Origin of the sequence: Parvivirga hydrogeniphila (genome assembly GCF_023371205.1) — a bacterium.
In the GTDB taxonomy this organism is placed as follows: domain Bacteria; phylum Actinomycetota; class Coriobacteriia; order Anaerosomatales; family Anaerosomataceae; genus Parvivirga; species Parvivirga hydrogeniphila.
Genome location: NZ_JAMCCO010000002.1, coordinates 355,015 through 372,456, shown reverse-complemented (window position 1 = coordinate 372,456; position 17,442 = coordinate 355,015). Strand labels below are relative to the sequence as shown.

Below are 17,442 nucleotides of genomic sequence, written 5' to 3'. Positions count from 1 at the left end.
GAGGCTTCACGATGCCAGCACGCTCAGGTGACACCGTCACCGTCCACTACCGCGGCATGCTCGAAGACGGGACGGTCTTCGATGCGAGCGAAGGTCGCGCCCCGCTTCTGTTCACGCTCGGCGAAGGCGACGTCATCCCTGGATTCGAGGCAGCGGTGCTCGGCCTCGAGGTCGGCGAGAAGGCCGTCGCGACCATCCCGCCCGAAGAGGCCTACGGCCCTCGCTACGAGGAGGCAGTCCAGGAAGTGCCGATCGATCTGTTCGGCGAGGCTGCGCCGGAGATCGGCGACGTCGTGAGCGTGATAGCTGACGACGGTTCGCAGCTCGCTGCCACCGTGAGCGCCATCAGCGACGACCTCATGACCGTCACCCTCGACTTCAATCATCCCCTCGCGGGCAGGACACTCACCTTCGAGATAGAACTGGTGGAGATAGTCGAGCGGTAAGCGTGAGCCCCGCCACGCTCGCATTGACACGCTCATGCGGCGAACCGTACGCTTGTCGCAGGCGTTACAAGCTGCGAGGCGCGTTCCGGCGAAGCGGCCTCGCAGGCTCCAGCGGACGTGTGGTTGGTTGGTGCGGCCATAAGGCCGCACCGGACGGGTAGGGGGTGTTGGCGATTCTGCTGACTCAAGTGAACGTGTGGCTCGACGTGGTGTTCACCACGGTCTGGCTGCTGGTGCTCGTAGCGTTCTTCGTGGTGCATCTGTTCGTGCTCGGCATCCCGACCGGACGCTTCAAGAAGAAGTGGGTCGATCACGAGTGGCCGAAGCACGATTGGGCGCCGCCTGCGCTGCCGAAGTTCATGCATTTCCAGCACCTGGCTATGATGGGCCTGCTCGCGTTCTCTGGCATGTACATCCGGTTCCCCTTCTTCGATGGCGGCCGGACGGCCATGCGCTACCTGCACTACGTTGCGGCGTTCATCGTGGGCATCAACTACTTCTGGCGGCTGTGGTACGCGTTCTTCTCCAAGGAGCGCGACTACAAGGAGTTCGCCATCACCAAGAAGGATCTCCAGTCGATGATCGGCGTCGCGATGTACTACTTCTACCTCAGCAACAAGAAGCCGCACGTCGCGAAGTACAACGTCATGCAGAAGATCACCTACGACCTGTTCGCCGTGCTGATGTTGTTCCAGGGCATCACGGGTATCGCTCTCCTGACGCAGCCGTTCTTGTTCGGGCTTTCGCCTCGCGAGGTGCTTCTCGGGTGGCTTCCCGGCAGCGTCGCATTGGCAGGGGCGTGGGTCCGCATCATCCATTACAGCATCAACTGGGTGTTCATCATCCTTGTCACGGTCCACATGTATCTGGCTGTTGCCGAGGATCTTCCGTGCTCCCTCGACTTCTTCGGCATCAAGAAGATGACCGTCTATCCGGACGCGTACGCCCACCACGACGAGCATGAGGATGCCCGGGCCGGACTTGCAGCCGCCCACGCAGAAGGAGACTAGTTCGTGACGACTCGAGCACGAGGAAACTGGGGGCCTGCTCGAGCGTTCGCGCTCTGCCTGGTTGCCGTCGCCGCGTGGGCGGGGACGGCGCATGCGCAAACGCCATCGCTGGTCGCGACGGTGCCTGCGTCACGGTCAGCGACGTCAGGCTACGACCTCGACTTCACGCTGCCGACGCAGAGCAAGTCCGGGTGCCTGGTGTGCCACGGGGATCCCGACCTGGTACGGCTGAAGGCCGGGAAGATCACCAGCTACTACGTGGCGCCTGACGAGTACGGATCCTCGGTTCACGGCAAGGAGCAGTGCGTCGCGTGCCATCTGGACTTCGCGTACAAACTGCCGCACGACACCGACGTCGCCTGGCAAGTGACTGCGAAGACCGCGTGCCGCAACTGCCACGACGAGCAGTTCGTGGCGTTCGGCAAGGGAGCGCACCAGCGTGCTGTGGACGCGACGGGCACGCGAGCGAGCGTGGAGGAATCCAAGCCGCTGTGCGGTGACTGCCACGGGAGCCACGCCATCCAGAAGCTCACGGAATCGAAGGCGGGACAGGCCGCGATGCACGCGTCGGGCTGGGAGGTGTGCGGCCGGTGCCATCAGGACTACTGGGACAGTTACGACGACTACTACCACGGCGCGGCGTACAAGCGTGGAGCGGAAGATGCTCCTGCTTGCTGGGACTGCCACGGCTGGCACGACATCCTGCCGGCCAAGGACCGCAAGTCTCGCGTGAGCGAGGCCAACCTCGTCGAGACCTGCGGCCAGGAAGGGTGCCACAAGCGCAGCACGGTCGACGAAGACTTCGTGTCGTCGTATAAGGACGCCATACACGGGAAGCGCCAAGCGAAACAGGACAACCCTGTGTACCGACTGCTGCGAAAGCTGTTCGGGTTCGTGCTGAAGGGCTGAGTGACGGTTTCAGAGGATCCGAGGTGCGAGAAGGGTAGGGGACAGGACAGTGAAGACAGAGACACGCTCCGGCAGGCTTGTCTCGGCAGCGCTCGTTGCGATGGTGCTCGCGTGCGTGTCGTTCGGGTGGGCTGCGACCGCGTATGGCCTGACGATCGACATCGGCGGCACCGTCTTCGCCGACAAGTGTGCTCCGTGCCACGGCAACGTGGCGAAGACGCCGGCCACGTTCCCGGTGAAGTTCAGCCACGGCAACCACATCACGTACGCGTGCTCGAGCTGCCATACGCAGTTCCCGCACCGTCCTGAGGGCACGCTCAAGATGGACATGAAGCAGTGCTTCAACTGCCACGCGCTTAACCACGGTCCTCAGGGCGTCCTCGCTACAGGCAAGTGCTTCGACTGCCACTACGCCACCGGCAAGCCGCTGCGCCCTGCGTTCCACACCGAGGACTGGGCGGAGAAGCCGCACGTGCAGCCGGCGCGCGATGAGCTCACCACGAAGTGCGCGATGTGCCATACGCGCAAGGAGTGCGACGACTGCCATCTGAAGACGGGCGTCCAGTGGGAGCCGCCGGTCCCGTTCGTGTACGATGCGGGCACCGGCTGCCAGGCGTGCCATGGAAGCCCGAACCTCGTGCGGACCACGAGCGCTGGCATCAAGTCGTTCCAGGTCACCGGCCTCGAGCGTTCGGCGCACCGCGACCTGAGCTGCCAGAAGTGCCACGTGGACTTCGCGTACGCCGAGGTGCAGGCGCCCACGCCGCTGTGGAACATCAACGCCGGCCTTGCGTGTGCCGAATGCCACGACCACGACGCGCAGGCGAAGGCGTACGCGACCTCGGTGCACGCGAAAGAGATCGCGAAGGGCAATCTCCGCTCCGCCACGTGCGGCTCGTGCCACGGGGGCCACGACATCCAGCGGCTGGACACGAAAGAAGCGAGCGAAGCGCTGCACGCGTCCGCTGAGCAGATGTGCGGGACGTGCCACAAGGAGTACTGGGACTCGTACAGCGACTATTACCACGGCGCTGCGTACAAGCGCGGCGCGAAGGACGCTCCCGCGTGCTGGGACTGCCACGATGCGCACGACGTGAAGGCCGCTGGCGATCCCGCGTCCCCGGTCGACCCGGCCAACCTCCCGGCCACGTGTGCGCGGTGCCACCAGCACAAGGACTCGAGCGAATCGTTCGTCCGCGCCTCGCGCGACCTGATCCACAAGAAGGTGGTCGTGCGGCAGGAGAACGGCCTGCTGCGCTTCGTCGGCTCGATACTCGGAGGTCGTGACTGACAGGATGCGTGCGAGCGTCGTGTGGAGGCGATCTCTGAAGGTGGCGGCCGCCGCGCTCCTGGCGGCCGCCTTCGTCGCCGGCGCCTCCGAGACCGCGCTCACGCAGACCGACACGCCGCCGATCGACCTCACCGGCCCGATCGAGCCGCGCAACTGCATGCCGTGCCACCCTTCGATCGGCTCGGCGAAACAACAGGGTCTGATATTCAGCCACGCGTCGCACCTCACTGTGGAGTGCTCCGCGTGCCACGTAGCGACGCCGCATCGCGACGGCACGACGATGCGGCCCACGATGCAGACGTGCTTCTCGTGCCACGGTCTTGCGCACGGTCCGTCAGGCATCATCGCGAGCGGGACCTGCCGCGACTGCCACACCAAGGACTTCCCGCTCAGACCGGCCTCGCACGTCAAGGACTGGAAGGCGGAGCCCCACGCGCGCGCGGCGAAGCCGAACGTGAACGGCTGCCTGCTCTGCCATGAGCCCAAAGAAGACTGCGACGAGTGCCATGCGCGCGAGAAGCCGGGGATCGGGCCGATGCCCGCCGTGTACCTCCGCACGGTGCCCGTGAAGCCCGACGAGCCATCTGTGCTCATCGACGTCGACGAACCTGTGACCGTCGGGCAGTGCGTCTTCTGCCACGCAGACATCAACGGCATCACGCCGGGCCGCATCATCTTCACGCACGACACCCACCTCAAGCGTGCGTACAAGTGCGTGACGTGCCATCCGAAGTTCCCGCACCAGCCGCAGGGCACGCTGTACAACTCGATGCTGGACTGCTATCGCTGCCATGGACTCGTGCACGGCGACAAGGGCGAAGTCGCGCCGGAGACGTGCAGTGCGTGCCACCCGAAAGAGTTCAAGCTCGTTCCGGCGAACCACACGAAGCAGTTCCTGAGCGGCGGTCACCGCGACCGCGCCCGAAGCGAGCCGACGTACTGCTCGATGTGCCACAAGTCGAGCGCCTGCGTGAAGTGCCACAACGGCGGCGTGAAGATGGCCGACGGGCGCGTCAGCCCGAAGGTCGTGCCTGCCGATCACAAGAAGACGCAGTGGCGGACCGACCACGGCGGCCGGTACCTGGCGCAAGAAGGGCTGTGCGCCGTGTGCCACGACTCGCCGTCGTGCACGAAGTGCCACCAGACCGCCATGCCGCACCCGGCGGACTGGCTCGCCGCGCACTCGAAGCAGAACGGAGCGCTCGGCAAGGACTGCAACGTCTGCCACAAAGACCGCCGCACCTGCCAGGAATGCCACCATCAAGGTGTGCGCTCCGTAGACCTCGTGCGCGAGAACTGCGTGAAGTGCCATCCGGAGATGCGCACGGAGCCGGCGACGAAGATCAAGAACGCGCCGCTCGCGGAGCACGCCGTGCACTTCGACGTGGCCAAGAAGAAGGGCAAGCCGTACCAGTGCTCGGAGTGCCACATCGGGTTCGGCTTCTCCGAGGTGCACGTCACGAGCCAGCTCTCGGGCCCGCACGACTTGCGCGCCTGCTATGATTGCCACGGCGCCCTCGACGTGAACCGGCTCCAGATAGCGCCGTGGCCTGGCTCCGAGCTCTGCCGACGCTGCCATACCGACCTGAAGATCTGACGAGCAGGAGTGACCAGTCCCGTGAAGTTCCGAGTATCAAGCCGCCAGCTCGACGTCGCACTCAAAGCAGTCGCCGCTCTCGTCGTGGTCGCGTTGCTGTACCTGGCGTACACCGCCTGGGACTACCAACGGCGCACGCAGACAACCACGATCGCCGCGCGCGCCGTGGACACCCTCGCCGAGGCCGTCCGGAGAGAGCCGAGGAACCCTGACGCGCGGATCCTGCTCGGACAGGCGCTTGCCGGCCAGGGCCGGCTGAACGAGGCCATCGAGCAGTTCCAGGCCGCGCTGAAGCTCGACGAGGACAACCCCGTCGCGCTCGAGGGTCTGGGGATGATCGCGCTCAAGCAGCAGCAGTGGGCGACTGCGGAAGGCTACTTCCGGCGGATCGTCGACAAGCTCAGCGGGGGGCAGATCGCCGGTGCCGACGAACGGCTCGAGCGTGCGTACTACTACCTCGGCGTCACGCTCATCAAGCGCAAGCAGTACGAGGACGCCGCCGGTTACCTCAAAGAGGCGCTTCGGATCCGGCGCGACGCTTCGGACACGCACTATGCGCTGTCGGTGGCGTACCGCGAGCTCGGCATCCTAGACAAGTCGCGCCAGGAGCTCGAGACCGCGCTCGCCTTCGATCCGCTGCTGCCGGAAGCGAACTACGACCTCGGGCGGTTGCTGGTGAAAGACGGCGACCTCGCTGGGGCGGCGGAGGCGTTCCGTCGAGCGATCGACGGCGCGCCGGGGCAACCGGAGCCGCTCAAGGAGCTGGAGAAGCTCGGGCCGTTCTCGGAGAGGCTCGCGAAGGCTGAAGCGCTGCTCGCCACCGACAAGAAGGCGGCGCTCGAACAGGCCAGGATCGCTGCGGCGCTCGACCCGAAGAACGTGGACGCTGCGCGCATCAAGGCACGGCTCTTGCAAGAACTGGGAAGCGCGAAGGACGCGGCCGACGCGTGGGAGAAGGTGCTGCAGCTCGCTCCGGAAGATCCGGAAGCGGTCGCGGCGCTTGAAGCACTGTCGAAGAAGAAGTGAGACCTCGGAGCGTGCAACGTGGCTGATGTATCCGTTCGGCTCGACCGGTACCTCGCAGACAGAGAGCGCAGAGCAAAGCGCAGGAAAGCGATCCTGCTCGTTGTGCTGGTGCTGCTCCTCGCGCTCCTGACGTACTCGGCGCTCTACTACCAGGCGAACCGTCGGCTCCCCATCCCGTTCGTGACCGGCGGTACGCAAGCGGTGCAGCCACCGGAGTTCCTGTATGCGATCGCGGGACCGGCGGGCAAAGATGCGCTCGCCAAGCCGATCGGCGTGTACGTGACGAAGGACGACCGGGTCTATGTCACCGACCTGAAGAGCGACGTCGTGCGCGTGTACCGCACCGACGGCTCGTACCTCTTCAGCTTCGGTGCGCTGACGAGCGATGAGGCCACGCACCTCGCGCAGCCGGGCCGCGTCGCGCAAAGCCCGTCTGGCGAGATCTGGGTCACGGACCGCTTGCTCCGCGGGATCTTCGTCTTCGACAAGGACGGCGTCTTCAAACGCAGGTTCGTGCCGAAGTCGGACGCGGCCAAGACGTGGGCGCCGATCTCGGTGACGTTCGGTCCGGACGGGAAGGTGTACGTCTGCGACGTCGGTCAGACCCGCGGCCACCGCGTGCTCGTGTTCGAGCAGGACGGCACCGAGGTGCTGCGCTTCGGCAAGACGGTGCAGGCGAACCGGATGACGGACTCGCCGGGCTCGTTCTACTTCCCGAACAGCATCGCCATCGGGCCTGAAGGTGAGATCTTCGTCGCGGACGGCAACAACAGGCGGGTGCAGGTCTTCGATGCGCAGGGGCAGTTCTTGCGCATCCTGCCGGTGTCCGGCACGCCGCGAGGCATGGTCATCGACAGCGAGCAGCGCCTGCTCGTCGTCGATCCGCTCGCACACATGATCGATGCGTACGACCTGGAAGGGAAACGCCTTGTGTCCTTCGGCGGGCCCGGTCTGGGTCCCGGCCAATTCCAGTATCCGAACGACATCGCGCTCGACAAGCGCGGCCGCATGTACATCACGGACCGCGAGAACCACCAAGTCCAGGTGTGGGGGTGGCCGACCACGGTGGTGCCGCCGGTCACGCCCCCTGAGAAGCCGGCCCAGTGGGGCCTGTGCCTCTCGCCGTTGCTGCTGCTTCTTCTGCCGCTTGCGTTCCGGAAGCGCAAGATCGTCGTCACCGAGGACTTCCTCGAAGCGGTCGCTGCGATGGACCGGATGGACGCGCTCCAAGAGAGGCGTCTACGGCTCATCGTCCCGAACTCTGAGTACGAGCGGCTCGCCGACGCGGTGCTCGGCGGCGTGCGGCTCGGGGACCTGCTCGTCGGGGAGCCGCACTCCGAATCCGACGTGGCGGACCTGATCGAGAAGACCGGCGTCGACCGCGATACGGCCATCCTGCTTTCGCTCGTGCAGCGCGTCGGGCGCCTCGGCACGCAGTACTCCGAGCTCGCGCGCGTGGCCCGAGCGCTCGACGCACAGGTGTACGACGCAGCGAGCTTCGTAGATGAGCGAGACAGGAAGGCGAAGCGGTGAGCCGCGGATCCAGGATTCTCGACAACAAGTTGTTGACACCGCGCATTGTCGGCGGTAGCCTTGTAGGCGGAGTCTTGTAATCACAGTTACAAGCTCTCGTTCGACAGGGGCCCCGGCAGGCGCTGTCGAACGCAACAGAAGAAGGCCGTTGACGTCTCCGAGCCCCAAGCGCCTACAGCGAAAGCCACGGACTTCGGGCCGACAGGGTGTCGTGGGAAACCGCGGCGCCTCCCGCATCGGAAAGGGGACGAGCGCAGCCGGAGGCCCTCACGAGGGCCGATGTGTGCGCGATGTGGGTAAGGGAGGCCGTATACGGACGACAGGACCGGTCAGACGCCGATGCGAGCGTGCTGGCCGGTCTTTGTTTCCCCCCGATGACGGCCGAAGGAAGGAGGTGGCGCTGGCGAGGTAGTCGAGTGTGGACCGAAGGACTCGGTGCGGAAGACCCGCAGGAGTACCGACTGAACGGAGAGGTAAGGGTATGGCTACACACGACAAACAAGGCACTGGAGGGAAGTTCGAGCTCACTCGGCGCGACTTCCTGAAGGCCGGCGCCGCAGCGGCTGTCGTCGGGGCGGCCGGCGCCGATCTCGTGTTCACGCCGTCTCGAGCCAATGCTGCTGAGGTCGCAGCGACCTACACCACCACCTGCCCGTACTGCTCAGCGCAGTGCGGCCAGAAGGTGGACGTCGCGGCCGACGGCACCGTGCTCGACATCTACGGCGACGCGAACTCCCCGACAAGCAGAGGCGGCCTGTGCGCCAAGGGCGCAGGCTCCTACCAGCTGGTGACGAACCCGAGGCGCCTGGGCGTCCCGGAGCACACGGCGGCGGTCGACGGCTACGACTTCACCGGGCGCGCGTGGAAGCGCATCGGCAACGGCCCGTGGAGCGAGATGTCGCTCGACGACGCGATGACCGAGATCGCAGCGGGCGACGGCGTCAACCACACCGGTCTTGTCGCCATCCGCGGTGCGGTCACGCCGGGAGGCACGGCGGCTTCGAACGCGAAGTCGGTCATGTTCTTCGGCTCGTCGCACATAAGCAACGAGGCGAACTACCTGTACCGCAAGATCGTCGCGAACTTCGGCACCAGCAACGTCGAGCACCAGGCCCGTATATGACACTCGTCCACTGTGGCCGGTCTTGGCCGCACATTCGGACGAGGCGCGATGACCAACAACTGGGTCGACCTCGACAACTCCACGCTCTTCCTGGTGCTGGGCGCCAACCCCGCTGAGAACCACCCGGCCTCCATTGCGCACGTCAACCACGCGCGCTTCGACACGTACGGCCGCGGGCGCAACGCGGGGCTGATCGTCGTCGATCCGCGGCAGACGCGCACCGCGCGCCTCACGGGCGTGCCGCATGATGCGTCGAACCCGAACGACCAGCGCAAGCACGACCGCTACGTCCGCATCCGTCCGGGCACGAACATCGCGTTCATGAACGGCGTGATGAAGGCCATCATCGACTGGATGTATGCGAATCCGACGGATCAAAAGTCGATCAACTTCTTCGCCTGGCACAACACCACGGCGTCGAACTCTGGTTCGTTCACCCGCTCGTTCATCGACGACACAGGCGTGTCGCGCACCCTCAGCTCTGCTGAGCTGGCGACGGCTGAGTACAGCAGCGACGGCGGGACCACCTGGTATGCGGCGCCGCTTGCGAACGGCTGGCCCAAGTACTGCGACTCGCGTGCGAAGGTGAACGCTGCTGGTGACGACTACAAGCGTGTGATCCTCAAGACCGCGAGCGGCTGGACGTTCTCCAACATGCCGGAGTTCGCTGCGAACATCGACGACACGGACTGCGTGTTCCAGAAGCTGCGCTCACACCTGGCGCCGTACGATGCGGCGACGGTCGCCGACATCTGCGGCTGCACCGAGGCCGACATCGCTGCGGTCGCGCAAGCGTGGATCGAGAACAGCCGCTTCGCGTCGATCGACTTCGGCGCAGCGACCGCGACGCCGACGGCCGCAGGGTACCGCGCGGCGACCATCATGTACGCCATGGGCGCGACGCAGTTCACCACCGGCTCGCAGGGCATCCGCACGTACGCGATCGCGCAGACGCTCATGGGCAACATGGGTCGTGCGGGCGGCGGTATCAATGCCTTGCGCGGCATCCACAATGTCCAGGGCTCGACCGACATGGGTCTGCTGTTCGACCTCATCCCGGGCTATTCGGGCAACCCTGGCGTCGGCCAGGCCTATCCCGACTACTCGAACGGCCTGTTCGGCAACCGGGTCGTCGGAACCGGAGCAAAGGACCCGTACGACCCATCGCAGCTCGGCTTGCAGCAGCGCGGCTTCTACAACATGACCCGTGAGTGGTTTGGCAACCGCGACGTGACCGGTACGGACTTCGACGCGCTGTACGCATGCTGGCCCAAGGGCAACGGCTACCAGCACATCGAGGCGTTCCGCCGGATGATCACGGGAGAAGTGAAGGCAGCCGTGGTCTGGGGTCAGAACCCCGCCGTCACGGAGCCGAACCAGAGCGCTGTCCGCCAGGGTCTTGAGAACCTCGACCTGCTCGTGGTGGTCGACATGTTCGCCACGGAGACCGCGCAGTGCAAGCGCAAGGCGACCGGCGTGACGTACCTGCTTCCCGCCTGTTCGCACGTGGAGGAAGCCGGCTCCGTCACGAGCTCCGGCCGCTGGATCCAGTGGCGTGACCGTGCGCGTGCTCCGAAGGGCAACAGCAAGTCCGACCTCGAGCTGCTGCTCCGCTTCGCCAAGGCGCTCAATGCCGCTGGTGCTTTCGACCACATCAAGGCGGTGTGGGCCACGTTGACCGCCGTGCTGTCGCTGTACAACGGCGGTGCAGGTGCTGACCCGTGGACGGTGCTGTACGCCAAGTACGGGTGGGATGGCACGACCGACTTCGAGAGCCTGTCGGCGCCAGACGCCGAAGGCGTGCTGATGTACGGCAGCGAGGTCGTTGCCGAGAACATCTTCAAGGAGATGGCTTCTCCGCTCGACGCTGCAAGCGGCCCCGCAGGCACGCTGTGGATCTACTCCGGCAACGGTTCTGCGTCCGGCTACAACACGAACACCGACGATGTGCAGCCTTCCGTCGGCGCTGGCTGGGGCAAGGCCAACCGTGCGAAGTCTCGGAACGGCGACCTCGCAGGCACCTCGCTCCAGTACCCGCGGTACGGCTGGGCGTGGCTCCTGAACCGCCGGATCTTCTACAACAACGGCGAGCTTTCGGGCGATGTGGCAGACGTCTTCGTCGCGCCGGGCTACCTCGCGCGCCTGTTCGTGAACAACACGAACCTGCTTGCGGACTGGTCGGGCCTGTACCGCAAGTACAGCACACTGGCAGACACGCCGGACACCGGCATCGGCGATCCGCACATCTTGCCCGGCCGCTTCCCGGCCTACACCGAGCCGTACGAGTCGCCGCGGCCTGACCTGGTCGCCCGCTGGGGCAAGAACACCGCGAACGGCAGTTCTTTGCTCAGCACGGTCGGGGTCACCACCCCGGTCGGTACGGTCGACCAGTACCCGCTGGTGCTCACGACCATCCGGTGCGTCGAGCACTTCCAGGGCGGCCCGATCACCCGCAACAACCCGTGGAACGTGGAGATGGAGCCCGAGCCGTGGATCGAGCTTAACTCGGTCGATGCCTTGAAGTACGGCATCAAGGACGGCGACTATGTCAACGTCATCACGGCACGGTCCAACAGCACGGGAGACGAGGAAGGCCGGACGACGGTTTCCGGCTGGGCCAAGGGCTTCAAGGCGCGCGTCGGTGTCGGCACGCTGGCGAACCAGCGTGTGGCTCCCGGCGTCGTGGCCATCCCGTGGCACTGGGGCGATCGCGGCCTCGGCACCGGATCGCGTGCGAACGACCTGTGCATCGACTCATGGGACGCGAACACGAAGATCCCAGAGTACAAGGTCTGCCTGTGCAGGATCGAGAAGGCTTAAGGAGGTGATGAGCAATGGGTAATGTGATGGCAATCCTGCAGGACGTCGATAAGTGCATGCGGTGCAACGGATGCGTGATCTCCTGCAAGCGCACCTGGAAGATGAAGGCCCTCAACCCGGGCGTCCACAAGACCGCTCCGGACCAGCGGGTCATCATCAAGTCCCAGAAGCGCGTCGACATGGGGCCGTTCATGCGGTTCAGCTGCTGGCACTGCTCCAACCCGCCGTGCGAGAAGCGCTGCCCGTTCGGCGCCATCAAGAAGATGCCGAACGGCGCTGTGGCCATCGATCCGGAGAAGTGTAATCCGGGCGGCACGAACGCTAACGGCGTGAAGTGCATCTACCAGTGCCAGATCGACTGCGGCCGCGGCGGCTATCCGAAGATCGGCGTCGGATCCGACCTGTACTCGACGGCCAAGGCGTGGAAGTGCACGCTGTGCTACGGCCGTGCGGGCGCAGGCGAGAGCCTCATCCCCTCCTACGGACCGCCGTTGCCGACCAAGGCGACTGCAGAGGAGATCGCCGCTGTGCCCGAGAAAGCGCACCAGCCGAGCTGCGTGTTCACCTGCCCGGCGCGCGCCATGATGTGGGACACGCGCGACAACATCATCGCTTACATCAACGATCCGGCCAACGGCTTCATCTCCGCGGTCGGAGACGGTAGCATGTTCTGGGCGAGCCGGAAGGTCCTGCTCGTTCCGCCGAAGGCAGATCCGTACGTGGAAGACCATGTGACCCCGCTCATCTCGTCCTTGGTCTCCGGTCCGTTCGCTAAAGCGGCGCTCGTGCCTACTCTGCTGGCGGGCGGCCTCGCGGCCGTCATCGCTCGCCGGCAGGCGCTGGCAGCAGGCGTCGAAGAGGAGGTGTGAAGACTGTGAAGCGACATGCGCTTGCGATCCTCGCTGTCGCGGTTGCAGCCGGCCTGCTCCTCGCGCCCGGCGTCGCATTCGCGAACTACTCGGTCCACGGCAGCTACACCATGAGCACCGATGCGTGCGCAGGCTGCCACCGGGCCCACACCGCGGCCAGCCCGATCACGTGGGTCGATCTGAACTCGCAGAACCAGTCCGCCCTGCTTCTCGGCACGGCGACGACGATCGACGAGTTCTGCTACACCTGCCACGGCTCGGCGATGCTCGGTGCTGACACCAACGTGTACGACGGCATCTTCGAGGCCGACGACGGCGCCGACACCGGCTCCGACCGGACGTACAACACGTTCGGGGAGCCTCTGAACGGCGGCGGCTTCGACCCGGCCGTGTTCCCGACGATCCACTACCCCAACGGGACGACGTGGGTCGCCTACGGCGGTGGCACCACCGGCCGCGACGGCATCATCTCTGTCGGCGGCACGCAGGTGCAGATCTCCTGCACGGTCTGCCACGACGTGCACGGCTCGTCGAACTACCGCTTGCTCAAGGACACCGTCAACGGCGTGACGGTCGGCGGCTACGACGGCAGCGTCGATCCGCAGAACCCGACTCCGCAGCCGTACGTCGTATCGGCTGAGGAGGGCTATCCTGGAATCGGCTGGTTGCTGCACGAGCCAGGCGCTTCGCAGGTGGCGACCTACAAGCCGGACTACACGACGCCTCGGTACGCCAAGGCGCCAGGTGCGGACACGAGCAAGGGCATCAGTGCGTGGTGCGCCGCGTGCCACACGCAGTACACGAGCGCTGAGAGCACCTACGACGCCGCTGACGGCTTCGGTTACGTCATGCGGTACCGCCACCCCGTGAACGTCCCGCTGTCGAACTTCGCCGGCTACCGGTCGATCATCGTGACGACCAACCCGCTGCCCCTGGCGCACGACGGGTGGACCGACGCGACCAGCAACGACGCCACGGACTGGATGGACTGCCTGACCTGCCACGTCGCCCACGGCTCGTCCGCGGTGATGACGGGGTACGCGAGCATCGCGAACCCGCTCGACCCGCAGCCGGACACCGGCACCAACGGTGTCCCGCCTGAGGACGGCAACGCGCTGCTGCGCGGCAACAACCGCTACGTGTGCGAGGCATGCCACAACAAGTAGCGACACGCACAGGCCAGCCTGATGGCGGCCGAAGCGACGGGAGGGGCCGGGCGACCGGCCCCTCCTTCTCGCCGGGCCTGCTCTTCGGCCTTGCGCTCGCAATCGCGCTGGCGGCGTGGTTCGCGCTCACGACAGCAGCGGTGCGGACGCTGGCGCCTGTTGCGGTGGCTGTTGCAACGGCGTCAGGGGCGGGTGTCGGGCTTCTTGCCTCCACGAGCCTTCGGCGTGGCACCGCCGCCTCGCGAAAAGACGCCACCGTGGCGTTCTTCCTCGGCGCTGTCGGGTTCGCGGCCGCGCCGCTTCTCGTCGCCTCCAACCGCTACAGCGACGCCCCATCTGGGAGCGAGGTGCTGTTCCTCATCACAGCCGGGTGGGGCCTGCTGCTTGCGGTCGCATCGCTGCGGCCAGGCGATTCGGTTCTGGCCCGCGTCGCGGGGGCGATCGTGGCCGCTGCCGGTGTGGCCGGCGTCGTGGCGAACTGGGAGCGCCCGAGCTCGTTCTCGCTGTTCGTGCGGTACCGGGCAGAAGAAGCGGCCATCGTCGCCGCAGGCGTGCTCTGGGCGGCGCTGTGGCGCCTGCTTGATCGCGCGAGGCGCGAGGGGCGGTTGATGGCTGCGGCAGCGAGCGCCGCCGCAGGAGGGCTGGCGGCGGCCGTGGCACTCGCCGTCTCGCGGTGGCAGGCGGCCGCTCTTGGCCACGCGGTGGGACAGCTGCTGTGGTGGCTCATCGTCGCAGCGTCAGCGGCGCTCGCTCTCAGCGCGTCGTTCGCGCTTCGACACGGCGGGGTCCCGCTCGTGGCGGCTTCGTGGTTCACGCCGGCCGTTCTTCTGACGGCGTTCACCGTCGTGGAACAGACCGTCAAACCGTTCGGCATCCAGCCGATACTGCTCGGGCCGGCCGTTGCAGGCGCTGTGGCGGTCCTCGCAGGCGCTGCGCTCGTGTCGGATGGCGCGCAGAGCTCGTCGCGTGGCGCCGGCTCGCGCCGGGCGTCGCTCGCAGCCGTCGTGGCGCTCATCGCGTCCTTGGTCTCGCTCGCGCTTCCCGCGCTCGAAGCGTCGGTCGTTGCGACACGCGCGGACAGCTCGCGGTTCCAGGCGTCGTTCACGCTGCTCGGTCTGGAGACCGTCGGCGGCTGGCTCGCCGTGGGTCTCGCGGTTGCGGCGCTCGCCGTCGCGCGCAGCCACGACCGCCGCCCGCGCGCGTGGACTCCTCTCGCGGCAGGGCTGGCGGCATGGCCGTTCGTCTGGTCCACCCCGCTCCACACGCTCTCGTCTGCGATACCGTGGGAGATCCAGGTGGACTACGGGAGCGAGTTCGCCACGATCGCTTTCCGGCCGCTTTTCGCGCCCGGCATGCTCGTGGCCGTGGGTGGCGTCGCGCTCGCCATCGCGCTACTGTTGGCAGAGCGACCGGCATCGCAACGAAGAGGTGAGGTCTCGTGAAGCGTTCCGTGCGTGTGGTGGTGGCTCTGCTTCTCCTCATCGCCCTTCCTGGTACGGGCTGTGCGAGGAAGATGGTGACCGTCCGCACCGGCGAAGTGGTGCTGTGCACGGCAGGCGAGGTCATCGAGGACAACACCAAAGAGATCGAAGTGCCGGTCAAGGACGTCTCGAAGTACTCCGTCACGACCAAGGTGATCACCTGCGAGCGCCATCAGGGGCTCGCTGGGCTGTGGGAAGCGGCGCAGCAAGCGCTCGCGCAAGGCGACACGAATGCCGCGCGCGCGAAGCTCGCTGCGATCGTCGCGAAGGATCCGACGTACGCGGGGGGCAAGGCCAAGCAGCAGCTCGACGAGATCTCAGGTGGCGGGAGCCCGTCGGCGGACGGCTCGCAGTCCGGGACCTCGACGGCCGGCGGGGGAGGTACGCCTCCGTCGGACGGGGAGGAGCCTGTCGGTCCGGTCGCCAACCTGCTGAAGTACGTGCCAGACGAGATCGAGGGCTACACCGCGCAGGGCCTCACCGCCGATCCTGCGTCGATCACCCGCAACTACATCCCGCTTTCGGGCACTGCGGACCTGATGGTCATCTCGGTGGAGCAGATGGTGGATGCGAAGCGCGCCGCCGCCGGCCTCGACGCATTCAAGCAGACCTACCCCGACAACTTCGCCACCGTGACGATCGCCGGCAAGAGCGGCAGGTTCGGTACGCGCTCCGGCTTCGCGGCCGCCGCGTTCGTGGACGGGTCGTTGCTGGTGACGATCGAGATGCACGTGAAGACCGGCAAGCCGCTCGACCTCAAGCCGGCGGTGCTGAAAGTCGGCGGGATCATCGGCAGCTAGCGTGACGCGTCCGTGGGCCAAAGCGCGCTCCGTGGCCGGCGTCCTCGGACGCGTGCAGCAGGTCTGGGCGGACAGGGCCGCGCGGACCCCCCTCGTCCTTGCCGGCGTCGCAGTGACGTGCGCTGCAGCAGGCGCGCTCTCGCTCGCCCTGATGCCCGAACCGCTCAAAGCGGTCCCCGGCGCGCCCGACGAGATCGCGGGGCTGCGCCTCTACTACGAGGCCGCGTTCCCGACGCCAGGCGATGAGCCGCTCGGGCGCCCCGTGAGCGTGGCGGTGTGCGGGTCGCGCGTGTACGTCGCCGATTCCGTCGCCGGCGTGGTGCGGGTCTTCGACGAGCGAGGCGTGCCGGAAAGCGTCATCGGCAGCGGGACGCTCATCGCCCCAGCGTACGTGGCGTGCGACAGCGAGCGCGGCGCGGTCTACATCACGGATCGCAAGGCCGATGCGCTCTACCGCTTCGAGCCGGCGAGCGGCACGCTGCGCAAGGTCGAGCCTCGCGAGAAGGCGGCGGCTGCCGCGACAGCGCCGGCAAGCGCTCGCGAGGCGACTGCGCCGCCGCTGGCGTTCGCGCCGCTCGGGGTCGAGACGGACCCGTCCGGCGCCGTGTACGTGACGGACGTGGCCTCGCGCCATCGGGTGCTCGTGATGGACGCACGCGGCGTCATCGAAGCCGAGATCGGGGGCGAGCGCTCGGCGATGGAGTCCACGGGAGTCGCGGTCGCGTTGGACTTCCCGAACGACGTCGCGGTCGTCGGCGACGAGATCTGGGTGTCGGACAGCAACAACATGCGGGTCGTCGTCTTCGACCGCGCAGGCGCGTTCAAGCGCGTCGTGAGCCTGTCAGGGCTCGTGAGAGGTCTCACCGCTGTGCCAGCGGCGGACGGCTCGAAGGCCGTGGTGGCGGGCGTGGACACGCTCGGCCAGGCGATCGTCATGTGGGACGCCTCGGGCACCGAGGTCGGCAGGGTCGGAGAGGCCGGCGTGACGGCCGGCCGTCTCCAGTATCCGAACGACGTCGCGTTCTCCTCCGACGGCACACGGCTGTACGTCGCAGACACCGGCAACCGGAGGATCCAGATCTGGCGTGTGGAGCCCGCTGACGCCGAGCGTCCATTCGGACCGCAGGGAGACGTGGACGCAAGCAACCGCGCGCCGTACGTCGGGGCGGCGCTCATCGCCTTCTTCGTTGCTGCGGCAAGTGCGGTCTCGTCGGTCTCGCTCAGGCGCCGAGCGCTCTTGGAACGGGAGTTGCTCGCTGGCTCTCGTGAGGAGGCGCCGGCTACAGGCGACCAGGAAGCGTGATAGAATCCGAGCAGTGTAAGGGCTCCTCTCGCCTTGCGGCGGCCGGCAACGCCGAAAGGACGTGCATC

General features: G+C 66.7%; 14 protein-coding genes and 1 riboswitch. All 14 genes read left to right on the top strand.

What is annotated here, in order from left to right; translation table 11 throughout:
* The first annotated feature begins 11 nt into the window (after positions 1 to 11).
* The 14 genes from MX659_RS07335 to MX659_RS07270 all read left to right on the top strand — a co-directional run bounded on the left by MX659_RS07335 (position 12) and on the right by MX659_RS07270 (position 17,374).
* The gene (locus MX659_RS07335) at positions 12 to 446 is read left to right on the top strand and encodes an FKBP-type peptidyl-prolyl cis-trans isomerase (RefSeq protein WP_267192823.1); all 435 of its coding nucleotides are present in this window, start codon (positions 12 to 14) and stop codon (positions 444 to 446) included.
* A gap of 167 nt (positions 447 to 613) precedes the next feature.
* Entirely contained in the window at positions 614 to 1,456 is an 843-nt protein-coding gene (locus tag MX659_RS07330; RefSeq protein ID WP_267192822.1) for a cytochrome b/b6 domain-containing protein, read from the top strand.
* A gap of 3 nt (positions 1,457 to 1,459) precedes the next feature.
* Positions 1,460 to 2,365 (top strand): multiheme c-type cytochrome, encoded by a 906-nt coding sequence (locus MX659_RS07325; protein ID WP_267192821.1) that lies wholly within the window; start codon positions 1,460 to 1,462, stop codon positions 2,363 to 2,365.
* A 49-nt stretch (positions 2,366 to 2,414) separates the two neighbouring features.
* The gene (locus MX659_RS07320; RefSeq protein ID WP_267192820.1) at positions 2,415 to 3,656 is read left to right on the top strand and encodes a hypothetical protein; all 1,242 of its coding nucleotides are present in this window, start codon (positions 2,415 to 2,417) and stop codon (positions 3,654 to 3,656) included.
* A complete protein-coding gene (locus MX659_RS07315) occupies positions 3,649 to 5,253 on the top strand; it encodes a hypothetical protein (protein ID WP_267192819.1) in 1,605 nt (534 codons plus the stop codon). The genes MX659_RS07320 and MX659_RS07315 overlap by 8 nt, the downstream gene beginning before the upstream one ends.
* A 21-nt stretch (positions 5,254 to 5,274) precedes the next feature.
* Positions 5,275 to 6,279: a tetratricopeptide repeat protein gene (locus MX659_RS07310; RefSeq protein ID WP_267192818.1), complete on the top strand. Its 1,005-nt coding sequence runs from the start codon at positions 5,275 to 5,277 to the stop codon at positions 6,277 to 6,279.
* An 18-nt stretch (positions 6,280 to 6,297) separates the two neighbouring features.
* Positions 6,298 to 7,812, top strand: coding sequence for an NHL repeat-containing protein (locus MX659_RS07305; RefSeq protein ID WP_267192817.1), 1,515 nt, complete (start codon positions 6,298 to 6,300; stop codon positions 7,810 to 7,812).
* A 143-nt stretch (positions 7,813 to 7,955) separates the two neighbouring features.
* Positions 7,956 to 8,075: riboswitch (molybdenum cofactor riboswitch) on the top strand.
* A gap of 218 nt (positions 8,076 to 8,293) precedes the next feature.
* Positions 8,294 to 8,935, top strand: a complete 642-nt coding sequence (locus MX659_RS07300) for a twin-arginine translocation signal domain-containing protein (protein WP_267192816.1) — start codon at positions 8,294 to 8,296, stop codon at positions 8,933 to 8,935.
* 48 nt (positions 8,936 to 8,983) lie between these two features.
* Positions 8,984 to 11,755, top strand: a complete 2,772-nt coding sequence (locus MX659_RS07295) for a molybdopterin-dependent oxidoreductase (protein WP_267192815.1) — start codon at positions 8,984 to 8,986, stop codon at positions 11,753 to 11,755.
* Positions 11,756 to 11,769: 14 nt separating this feature from the next.
* Positions 11,770 to 12,624 (top strand): 4Fe-4S dicluster domain-containing protein, encoded by an 855-nt coding sequence (locus tag MX659_RS07290; protein WP_267192814.1) that lies wholly within the window; start codon positions 11,770 to 11,772, stop codon positions 12,622 to 12,624.
* Positions 12,621 to 13,790 carry a hypothetical protein gene (locus MX659_RS07285; protein ID WP_267192813.1) on the top strand — a complete coding sequence of 390 codons (1,170 nt, stop codon included), beginning with the start codon at positions 12,621 to 12,623 and terminating at the stop codon, positions 13,788 to 13,790. The genes MX659_RS07290 and MX659_RS07285 overlap by 4 nt, the downstream gene beginning before the upstream one ends.
* Positions 13,775 to 15,232, top strand: coding sequence for a hypothetical protein (locus MX659_RS07280; RefSeq protein WP_267192812.1), 1,458 nt, complete (start codon positions 13,775 to 13,777; stop codon positions 15,230 to 15,232). Before MX659_RS07285 ends, MX659_RS07280 begins: the two co-directional genes overlap by 16 nt.
* Positions 15,229 to 16,071, top strand: coding sequence for a hypothetical protein (locus MX659_RS07275; protein WP_267192811.1), 843 nt, complete (start codon positions 15,229 to 15,231; stop codon positions 16,069 to 16,071). The genes MX659_RS07280 and MX659_RS07275 overlap by 4 nt, the downstream gene beginning before the upstream one ends.
* Before the next feature lies 1 nt (position 16,072).
* A complete protein-coding gene (locus tag MX659_RS07270; protein WP_267192810.1) occupies positions 16,073 to 17,374 on the top strand; it encodes an NHL repeat-containing protein in 1,302 nt (433 codons plus the stop codon).
* Positions 17,375 to 17,442: the final 68 nt, after the last annotated feature.